Source organism: Micromonospora sagamiensis (assembly GCF_014680085.1).
Classification (GTDB): Bacteria; Actinomycetota; Actinomycetes; order Mycobacteriales; family Micromonosporaceae; genus Micromonospora; species Micromonospora inyonensis.
The window spans coordinates 5,808,123-5,819,110 of the sequence record NZ_AP023438.1; the positions used below are offsets into that span (position 1 = coordinate 5,808,123).

General features: G+C 74.2%; 1 protein-coding gene. It reads left to right on the forward strand.

Features of this window, described 5'->3' with window-relative positions; translation table 11 throughout:
• The first annotated feature begins 19 nt into the window (after positions 1-19).
• Entirely contained in the window at positions 20-10,966 is a 10,947-nt protein-coding gene (locus IGA62_RS25095) for a type I polyketide synthase (RefSeq protein WP_145818577.1), read from the forward strand.
• Positions 10,967-10,988: the final 22 nt, after the last annotated feature.

Here is a 10,988-nt window from a genome sequence, read left to right on the forward strand (position 1 = left end):
CACAAGGAGTGGGCGGTCCATGGCTAACGAGGCGAAGCTTCTCGACTACCTCAAGCGGGTCACCGCCGACCTGCACCAGGTGCGGCAGCGTCTGCGCGAGGTGGAGGCCGGCGAGCAGGAACCGGTCGCCATCGTCTCCATGAGCTGCCGCTTCCCGGGCGGGGTACGGTCGCCGGAGGACCTGTGGGAGGTGGTCGCGTCCGGACGGGACGTGATCTCCGACTTCCCCTCCGACCGGGGCTGGGATCTCGCGTCCCTGTACGACGGCGACCAGGAGCAGGGTGGGCCCGGTACGACGTACACGGCGCAGGGTGGCTTCGTCCACGACCTGGCCGACTTCGACCCGGGTTTCTTCGCCATCTCCCCCCGCGAGGCCCTGGCCATGGACCCGCAGCAGCGGTGGCTGCTGGAGACCTCCTGGGAGGTGCTGGAACGGGCCGGGATCGACCCGCACTCGCTGAAGGGCAGCCGGACCGGTGTCTTCGCCGGCAGCACCGGCCAGGACTACGGCAGCGTGCTGATGGGCGCCGCGCAGGGCCTCGAAGGGCACCTGATGACCGGCAACGCCGGCAGCGTCGTCTCCGGCCGGATCGCCTACACGTTCGGCCTGGAAGGCCCGGCCGTCACCATCGACACCGCCTGCTCGTCCTCGCTGGTCGCCCTGCACCTCGCGGCCCAGGCGCTGCGCCAGCAGGAGTGCACCCTGGCCCTGGTCGCCGGGGTCACCGCCATGTGCACCCCGGCCGCGTTCGTCGAGTTCTCCCGCCAGCGCGGCCTCGCCGCGGACGGCCGGTGCAAGGCGTTCGCCGCCGCCGCCGACGGGACCGGCTGGTCCGAGGGCGTCGGCGTCCTGCTGCTGGAGCGGCTCTCCGACGCCCAGCGCAACGGCCACCCGATCCTCGCCGTCGTCCGGGGCAGCGCGGTCAACCAGGACGGCGCGTCCAACGGGCTGAGCGCCCCGAACGGGCCCTCCCAGCAGCGCGTCATCCAGCAGGCCCTCGCCAACGCCGGCCTCGCCGCGGGCGGCGTCGACGTGGTGGAGGCGCACGGCACGGGCACCCGGCTCGGCGACCCGATCGAGGCGCAGGCACTGCTCGCCACGTACGGGCAGGACCGGGGCGGCGCGGAGCCGCTGCTGCTCGGCTCGGTCAAGTCGAACATCGGGCACGCGCAGGCCGCCGCCGGCATCGCCGGGGTGATCAAGATGGTGATGGCGATGCGGCACGGCGTCGTGCCGCCCACCCTGCACGTCGACGAGCCCACCCCGCAGGTCGACTGGTCCGCCGGTGCCGTCGAGCTGGTCACCGAGGCGACGCCGTGGCCGGCGGTGGACCGCCCCCGCCGCTCGGCGGTGTCGTCGTTCGGGGTGTCCGGCACCAACGCGCACACCATCCTGGAGCAGGCTCCCGTCCCTGCCGAGGTCGACGCCGCGCCGACGGTGGAGCGACCGGTCGTGCCGGTGACGGTGTCGGCCCGTGACGCCGCCGCGCTCGCCGCCCAGGCGGGCAACTGGGCCGCCCGGGTGGCCGCCGACCCGGCGCTGCGCCCCCTCGACGTGGCCTACTCGTCCGCGACCTCCCGGTCCGCCCTGGACCACCGGGCCGTGGTCGCCGCCACCAGCCGGGACGACCTGCTGGCCGGGTTGCGCGCCCTGGCGGCGGGGGAGCCGTCCGGCGCGGTGGTCGCTGGTCAGGTCGGGGACCGGGGTCCGCTCGCGGTGCTCTTCTCCGGTCAGGGCGCCCAGCGCGTCGGCATGGGTCGGGAGTTGTCCGCGACGTTCCCGGTGTTCGCGTCCGCGTTGGACGAGGTGTGCGGTCACCTCGACCCGCTGTTGCCGCGTCCGCTGCGGGAGGTGTTGTTCGCCGAGGCGGGTACGCCGGAGGCGGGGCTGCTGGACCAGACGGTGTTCACGCAGGCCGGTTTGTTCGCGGTCGAGGTGGCGTTGTTCCGCCTGGTGGAGTCGTTCGGCGTGGTGCCGGACTTCGTGGGTGGTCACTCGATCGGTGAGGTCACCGCCGCGTACGTGGCCGGGGTGCTGTCCCTGGCGGATGCGTGTGCGCTGGTCGCGGCGCGGGGTCGGTTGATGCAGGCGTTGCCGGCCGGCGGCGGGATGCTCGCCGTCAACGCGTCCGAGGCGGACGTGCTGGCCACCCTGGACGGGCTGACCGGCCGGCTGGGCATCGCCGCCGTGAACGGGCCGACGTCCGTGGTGGTGTCCGGGGCGGTCGAGGCACTGGACGAGGTGGAGCGGACCTGGCGGGACCGGGGCGCGCGCACCCGCCGGCTGGCGGTCAGCCACGCGTTCCACAGCCCGTTGATGGAGCCGATGCTCGCCGAGTTCCGCACCGTCCTGGCCGGGCTGACCTTCGCCGCCCCGGTGTTGCCGGTGGTGTCGAACGTGACCGGTGCGCTCGCCGACGCCGACGAGATCCGGACTGTCGACTACTGGGTGCGGCACGTGCGGGAGGCGGTCCGCTACGCCGACGGGGTCACCGCCCTGCGGGCCGCCGGGGTCGGTGCGTTCCTGGAGGTCGGCCCGCAGAGTGTGCTGACCGCGATGGCCGCCGACATCCTGCCCGGTGACGAGAGCGTGCTCGCCGTTGCCGTCCAGCGCAAGGACCGGCCCGAGGGCCACGCGTTGGTGGCGGCGCTGGCCGAGCTGCACATCCACGGTGTTCCGGTCACCTGGCAGTCCTGGTTCGCCGACACCGGTGCCACCCGCGTCGACCTGCCGACGTACGCCTTCCAGCGGCAGCGCTACTGGCCGGAGGCCGGTGCCGGGTGGACCGGGGACGTCACCGCGGTCGGCCTGCGCCCCGCCCGGCACCCCCTGCTCGGCGCCGCCGTCGGGGTCGCCCACGCCGAGGGCTTCCTGTTCACCGGCCGGCTGGCCCGGCGTACCCACCCGTGGATCAGCGACCACGTCGTCTTCGACACCGTGCTGCTGCCCGGCACCGGCTTCGTCGAACTCGCCCTCCAGGCCGGCGCGCACGTCGGCGCGGACCACGTCCGGGAACTCACCCTGGAGTCGCCGCTGATCCTGCCGGAGACCGGCGGGGTCGACATCCAGCTGTGGATCGGCCCGGCCGACGAGACCGGCTGCCGGTCCGTGTCGCTGCACTCCGCCCCGGACGGCGAGCCCGCCGACGGTGCCCCCGGCGAGCGCGTCTGGACCCGCAACGCCAGCGGCGTACTGGCCAGCGGGCCGGCCGCGCCCAGCGGCCCCACCGGCTGGTCCGACCTGACCGCCTGGCCGCCCGCCGGTGCCACCGAGGTGGCCACCGACGACCTGTACCTGAACCTCGCCGCCCAGGGCTACGACTACGGTCCCTCCTTCATCGCGCTGCGTTCCGCCTGGCGGCGCGGTGACGACCTCTTCGCCGAGCTGGCGCTGCCGGAGACGCCCGCCGCCGAGGCCGGCGCCTACGGCCTGCACCCGGCGCTGCTCGACGCGGCGCTGCACACCCTCGGCCTCACCCCGCCCGGCGGTGCCCCCGCCGGGGCGAACATCCCGCCCGGCTACGGCCGGCTGCCGTTCTCCTGGAACGACGTCGCCCTGCACGCCGCCGGCGCGGCGGCGGCCCGGGTCCGTGTCACGCACACCGGCACCGACAGCATCTCCCTGCTGCTGGCCGACGTCACCGGCACCCCGATCATCTCCGTCGGCTCCCTCGTCCTGCGACCGGTCTCGGCCGACCAGCTCCGCACCGCCGGTGGCGGTGGGGCCGAGTCGCTGTACCGGATCGACTGGACCCCGCTGGCCGCACCCGCCGGGCCGTCCACCGCCGCGTGGGCGGTCGTCGGCGACCCCGACCTCGCCGGGGCCGTCGCCGCCACCGGTACCGCCGTGGCGGCGTACCCCGACATGGCCGCCCTGCGCGACGCCATGGACGACGAGTCGGACGCCCCCGAGGTGCTGGTCGTGCCGTTCCTCGCCCCGCCCGCCGGCACGGACGTGCCGCGCGCGGTCGCCGAGGCGACCCACCGGGCGCTCGCCGTGCTCCAGCAGTTCCTCGCCGACGACCGGCTCGCCGCGTCCCGGCTGGTCGTGCTGACCCGGGGTGCGGTCGCCACCACACCCGACGGCGACCTGACCGACCTGGCCGGCGCGGCGATCATCGGTCTGGTCCGCTCCGCGCAGTCGGAGAACCCGGACCGGTTCGTCCTCGTCGACGTGGACGACCCGGCCGGTGCCGCCGCCACCCTCGTGGCGCTCGCCGACACCGACGAACCGCAGGTCGTGATCCGCTCCGGCGCCGCCGCCGGGGCCCGGCTCACCCGCGTGCCGGCCCCGGCCGAACCGCTCGTCGCACCGTTCGACGGCGACGGGACCGTCCTGATCACCGGAGCGACCGGCACCCTCGGCCAGCTGATGAGCCGGCACCTGGTGACCGTCCACGGCGTCCGGCACCTGATCCTCACCAGCCGGCGCGGCCGGTCCGCCAGCGGCGTCGCCGAGCTCTGCGCCGACCTGGAGGCGCTCGGCGCCACGGTCACCGTCGCCGCCTGCGACGTCGCCGACCGGGAGGCCGTCGCGGAGCTGCTCGCCGGCATCCCGGCGGAGCACCCGCTCACCGCCGTCATCCACGCCGCCGGTGTCCGTGACGACGGCGTCATCTCCTCGCTCACCCCGGAGCGGATGGACGGCGTCCTGCGGCCGAAGGTCGACGCCGCCTGGAACCTGCACGAGCTGACCGCCGACCTGGACCTGAAGGCGTTCGTCTCGTACTCGTCGCTCGCGGCCACCGCCGGTGGACCCGGCCAGGGCAACTACGCCGCCGCCAACGCCTTCCTCGACGGCCTCGCCCACCACCGCAAGGCACACGGCCGCGCCGCGCTCACCCTCGCCTGGGGTCTCTGGGCCGACCGCAGCGGCATGACCACCGAGCTGGACGACGTCCACCTCAACCGGATCTCCCGCTCCGGCGTCGCCGCGATGGAGGCCGAGGAGGGCCTGGCCCTCTTCGACGCCGCCTGCCGGACCTCCGACGCGGCGCTCGTCCCCGCCCGCCTCGACCTGGCCGCGATGAAGGCGCAGTTCGCCGGCAGCATCCCGCCGCTGTACCGGGCCCTGATCCGGCTGCCCCGCAGCGCGGCGGCCACCACCGGCGCGTCCCTGGTGCAGCAGCTCGCCGCACTCGGCGACGACGACCGGGTCAACGCGCTCGTCGAGATCGTCCGGGGCCAGGCCGCCGCCGTGCTCGGCTACCCCGACCCGGCCGCCATCGAACCGCGCCGGGCGTTCAACGAGTTCGGCTTCGACTCGCTCACCGCCGTCGAGATGCGCAACCGGCTCAACAACGCCTTCGGCATGCGCCTGCCGGCCACCCTGGTCTTCGACTACCCCAGCCCCTACGACCTGGCCGTCCACCTCGGCACCGAGATCGCCGGTACGCCGGTACCGGTCCGGCCGGCGACCACGGTCGTGCCGGTGGGCGACGACGAGCCACTGGCGATCATCGGCATGGCCTGCCGGCTGCCCGGCGGAGTGCGGTCCCCGGAGGACCTGTGGCGGCTCGTCGCCGACGGCGTCGACGCCATCTCCGACCTGCCCACCGACCGGGGCTGGGACCTCGACTCGCTCTACAACCCCGACCCGGACGCCTCCGGCACCTTCTACACCCGGGGCGGTGGCTTCCTCACCGACGTCGACCAGTTCGACTCGGCGTTCTTCGGCATCTCGCCCCGCGAGGCCCTGGCCATGGACCCGCAGCAGCGACTGCTGCTGGAGACCACCTGGGAGACCTTCGAGTCCGCCGGCATCGACCCGGCCACCGTCCGGGGCAGCAGCACCGGTGTCTTCGTCGGCACCAGCGGCCAGGACTACAGCAACCTGGTCGCGTACGCGGGGGAGGGCACCGAGGGGTACGCGCTGACCGGGCTCACCAGCAGCGTCATCTCCGGCCGGGTCGCCTACACGTTCGGGCTGGAGGGGCCGGCGGTCTCGCTGGACACCGCCTGCTCGTCCTCCCTGGTCGCCCTGCACTGGGCCGGCCAGGCGCTGCGCAGCGGCGAGTGCGACATGGCGCTCGCCGGTGGCGTGATGGTGATGACCACGCCGACCGCGTTCGTCGAGTTCTCCCGGCAGCGGGGTCTGGCCGCCGACGGGCGGTGCAAGTCGTTCGCCGCCTCGGCGGACGGCACCGGCTGGTCCGAGGGTGTCGGCCTGCTGCTGGTCGAACGGCTCTCCGACGCGCGTCGCAAGGGCCACCGCGTCTTCGCCGTGGTGCGGGGGTCGGCGATCAACCAGGACGGCGCGTCGAACGGTCTCACCGCCCCGAACGGCCCGTCGCAGCAGCGGGTGATCCGGCAGGCCCTCACGTCGGCCCGGCTCTCCACCGCCGACGTGGATCTGATCGAGGCGCACGGTACGGGTACGACCCTGGGTGACCCGATCGAGGCGCAGGCCCTGCTGGCCACGTACGGGCAGGACCGGCCGGGGGATCGGCCGTTGCTGCTCGGCTCGATCAAGTCGAACATCGGGCACGCGCAGGCGGCTGCCGGTGTGGCTGGTGTGATCAAGGTGGTGCAGGCGATGCGGCACGGGCTGGTGCCGGCGTCGTTGCATGTGGACGAGCCGTCGCCGCACATCGACTGGTCGGCTGGTGCGGTGGAGTTGGTGACGCGGGCGCGTCCGTGGCCGGTGGTGGATCGTCCGCGTCGGGCGGCGGTGTCGTCGTTCGGCATTTCCGGCACCAACGCGCACGTGATCATCGAGCAGGCGGACGAGTCCGACGAGACGGTCGAGTCCCACGACCCGGCACCGGGCCTGGCGCCGGCCGCGGGCGTGACCGTCTGGCCGCTCTCCGCCCGCACCAAGACCTCCCTGGCCGGTCAGGCCGCCCGGCTCGCCGAGCACGTCCGTGCGCACGGTGACGTGGACCCGGCTGCGGTCGGCTGGTCCCTGACCGCCACCCGCGCTCTCCTCGACCAGCGGGCCGCTGTCGTCGGCGCGGACGTCGAGGAGTTGCTCGCCGGGCTGGATGCCCTGGTCGAGGGTGTGCCGGCGGGGAATGTCGTGACGGGTCTGGCGGGTTCGTCTGCTGGTCCGGTGTTCGTGTTCCCGGGTCAGGGTGCGCAGTCGGTGCGGATGGCGGCGGGTCTGGTGGGTCGGGTGCCGGTGTTCGACGCCCGCCTGGCGGAGTGTCAGCGGGCGCTCGCGCCTCACCTGGACGTGGATCTCGTCTCGGTGTTGACGGGTGATGACGAGTCGTGGTTGGAGCGGGTGGAGGTCGTCCAGCCGGTGCTGTGGGCGGTCGGGATTGCTCTGGCGGCGGTGTGGGAGCACGTGGGTGTGACGCCTGCGGTGGTGGTTGGTCATTCGCAGGGTGAGATCGGTGCGGCGTGTGTCGCGGGGATCCTGTCCCTGGAGGATGCGGCGAAGACGGTTGCTCTGCGGTCGCGTGCGCTGGCGGTTCTTCGGGGGACCGGTGCGATGGCGTCGGTGGACCTGTCTGCCGAGGCGGTGGCGGAGCGTCTGCCGGTGTTCCCGGGTGTCGGGGTGGCGGCGGTGAACGGTCCGCAGACGGTGGTGGTGTCGGGTCCGCCGCGGCCGGTGGCGGATCTGGTGGCCGCGTGTCAGGCCGACGGTGTGCGTGCCCGGTTGATTCCGGTGGACTATGCGTCGCATTCGCCGGCGGTGCAGGAGGTCGCGGAGCAGCTGCGTGTCGATCTGGCGGACGTCGAGCCGCGTAGTGGCAGGGTTCGTCTGGTGTCCACGCTGACCGGGGAGTGGGTGGTCCCGGAGTCGATGGGTGCGGAGTACTGGTACGAGAACCTGCGGCGGACGGTGTTGTTCGATCCGGCGGTCCGGGTGGCGGTGGCTGCTGGTCATACGACGTTCGTGGAGATCTCGCCGCATCCGGTGTTGACGATGCCGGTGACCGGGATCCTGGACGACGCGGGTGTCTCCGGGCACACGTTGGGGACGTTGCGGCGGGGTGAGGATGATCCGACCCGTCTGTTGACCAGTCTCGCGACCGCGTACGCGATCGGTCTGTCGGTCGATTTGCGGCGGGTGCTGGCGGAGACGGCGATCGTCGACCTGCCGACCTACGCCTTCGACCACCAGCGCTACTGGGTCGACCTGCCCGTCGGACCCGCCGGGGACGTCGCCTCCGCCGGACTCCAGGAGGCCGGTCACCCGCTGCTCAGCGCCACGGTGACCTTCCCGGACAGCGAGCGGATGGTGTTCACCGGCCGCCTGTCGGTGCGTACCCACCCGTGGCTCGGCGAGCACCGGGTGATGAACGCGATCCTGCTGCCCGGCACCGCCTTCGTGGAACTGGCCGCCTACGCCGGTGAACAGGCCGGCACGCCCGTGGTGGAGGAACTGACCCTGCTCGCCCCGCTCGTCCTGCCCGACCTCGGCTCCCTCCAGGTGCAGCTCACCGTCGGTGACCGGGACGCGGACGGCCGGCGTACGGTGCAGTTCCACTCCCGCCCGTACCGGGACGGTTCCGACGAGATCCTCGCCGACGTGGCGTGGACCTGCCACGCCACCGGCCTGCTCGCGGCCCGTCCGGCCGAGCAGCCCGCGTTCGACCTCGGGGTCTGGCCGCCGCCCGGCGCGACCGCCGTCGACTCCGCCGACTTCTACTCCGGTATCGAGGCGACCGTCTTCGGTTACGGCCCGGTCTTCCGGGGCCTGCGCGCCGCCTGGGTGCGCGGCGACGAGGTCTTCGCCGAGGTCGAGCTGCCCGCCGACCACCACGCCGAGGCCGGCCGGTTCGGGGTCCACCCGGCGCTGCTGGACGGCGCGTTGCAGGCCATGTCCATCGGCGGCTTCCTCGCCCGGATGGGTGACGGCGCCGACCCCGACGCCCCCCGGCTGCCGTTCGCCTGGACCGGTGTCACCCTGCTCGCCGCCGGGGCCACCGCCCTGCGGGTCCGGGTCGCCTCGGCCGGTGAGGTCGGGGTCTCCTTCCAGGTGGCCGACGCCACCGGCGTGCCGGTACTGCACGCCGAGTCGCTGATCATGCGACGGGTCACCGGTGACGCCCTCGGAGCCGCCCGCTCCGGCCGTCACGAGTCGCTGTTCCAGGTCGACTGGCCGGCGCTGCCCGTGCCCGCCGGTCCGGTGCCCGCTGCCACCGGCTGGGTGGTGGTCGGCGACGACCTGGCGCTCAGCGCCGCCTGCGAGTCGGCGGGCGTCCGCGTTCGCGCCGACCTCGACCCGGACACCCTCGCCGAGCTGCTCGCCGGGGGTGAGCCGGCCCCCGGGGCGGTGATCGTCCCGGTCGGCGGTGACGGGAACGACACGGATCCGGCACTCGCCGCGCAGGCGCGTGCCACCACCCACCGCGTGCTCGGCGCGGTACGGGCCTGGCTCGCCGACGACCGGTTCGCCGACACCCGGCTGGTGCTGGTCACCCGCGACGCCGTCGCAACGGGTGAACAGCCCGTGGTGAACCTGCGCCAGGCGCCGGTCTGGGGTCTACTGCGCGCCGCCCAACTGGAACACCCGGGTCGGCTGCAACTGGTCGACCTCGACGAGGACCCGGCCAGCACCGCCGTGCTGGCCGCCGCGATCGGGTGCGGCGAGCCGCAGGTCGCGGTCCGGGCCGGCCAGGTGCGCGTCCCCCGGCTCGGACGGGTGCCGGCCGGCGTGGAACTGCTGCCCGGCGGCGTCGACCCGGACGGCACGGTGCTCGTCACCGGCGGTACCGGCGTGCTGGGTCGCCTCCTGGCCCGGCACCTCGCCACCACGCACCGCGTCCGGCACCTGCTGCTCGCCGGACGGCGCGGTCCGGCCGCCGAGGGGATCGACGACCTGGTCGCCGAACTGGCCGCCCACGGTACGGAGGTGACCGTCGCCGCCTGCGACGCCGCCGACCCCGACGCCCTGACCGCGCTGCTCGCCGCGATCCCCGCCGCGCACCCGCTCACCGCGGTGGTCCACGCGGCCGGTGTCCTCGACGACGGGGTGTTCGAGTCGATGACGCCCGAACGCCTCGACGCGGTGGCCGTACCGAAGATCGACGCGGCGTGGCACCTGCACCGGCTCACCGCCGACCGCGACCTCGCCGCCTTCGTGCTCTTCTCCTCGGCGGCGGCCACGCTGGGCAGCGCCGGGCAGTCCAACTACGCCGCCGCGAACGCCTTCCTCGACGCGCTCGCCGCGCACCGGCGGGCCCGGGGACTGGCCGGCATCTCCCTGGCCTGGGGCCTGTGGGAGCAGGCCAGCGGCATGACCGGCCACCTCGGTGACGCCGACGTGCGGCGGATGGCCGAACAGGGGGCGGCCGGGCTCCCCACCGAGCAGGCGCTGCACCTCTTCGACGCCGCCTGGCGGCTGGACGCGGCCGCCGTCGTACCGATGCGGCTCGACGTCGGGACGCTGCGCGGGCAGGCGGAGTCCGGGGCGCTCGCCCCGATGCTCCGTGCCCTGGTCCGGGTGCCGCTGCGGCGTTCCGTCGACGGCACCGGTGCCGGTCCCGGGGGCGTGCCGCTCGGGCAGCGCCTGGCCGGCCTGGCCGAGCCGGAACGGCGCAAGGTGGTGCTCGACGTGGTCCGGGCGAACATCGCCGCCGTCCTCGGCCACGCGGGGGCCGACGCGATCGACCCGGGCCGGCTCTTCACCGAACTCGGCTTCGACTCGCTCACCGCGGTCGACCTCCGTAACCGGTTGAACAGCCTGTCCGGTCTCCGGCTGCCCGCCACGCTGGTCTTCGACTACCCGACGCCGACCGCGCTCGCCGAGAAGCTGGCCAGCGAGATCACCGCCGGGGAGGCCCCCTCCACCCAGCCCCTCTTCCAGGGCATCGACACCGTGGAGAGCCTGCTCACCACCATCCCGCTCGATCCGGTGACCCGGGAGCGGTTCACCGCCCGGATGCGGGACCTGCTGGCCAAGGCGACCGGCCTGGCCGACGGCCCCGCCGCCGAGGAGGACCGGCCCGACCTCGAGTCGGCCAGCGACGACGAGATCTTCGACTTCATCAGCAAAGAGTTTGGAATCTCCTGACATGACCGACCCCCGGATCGAG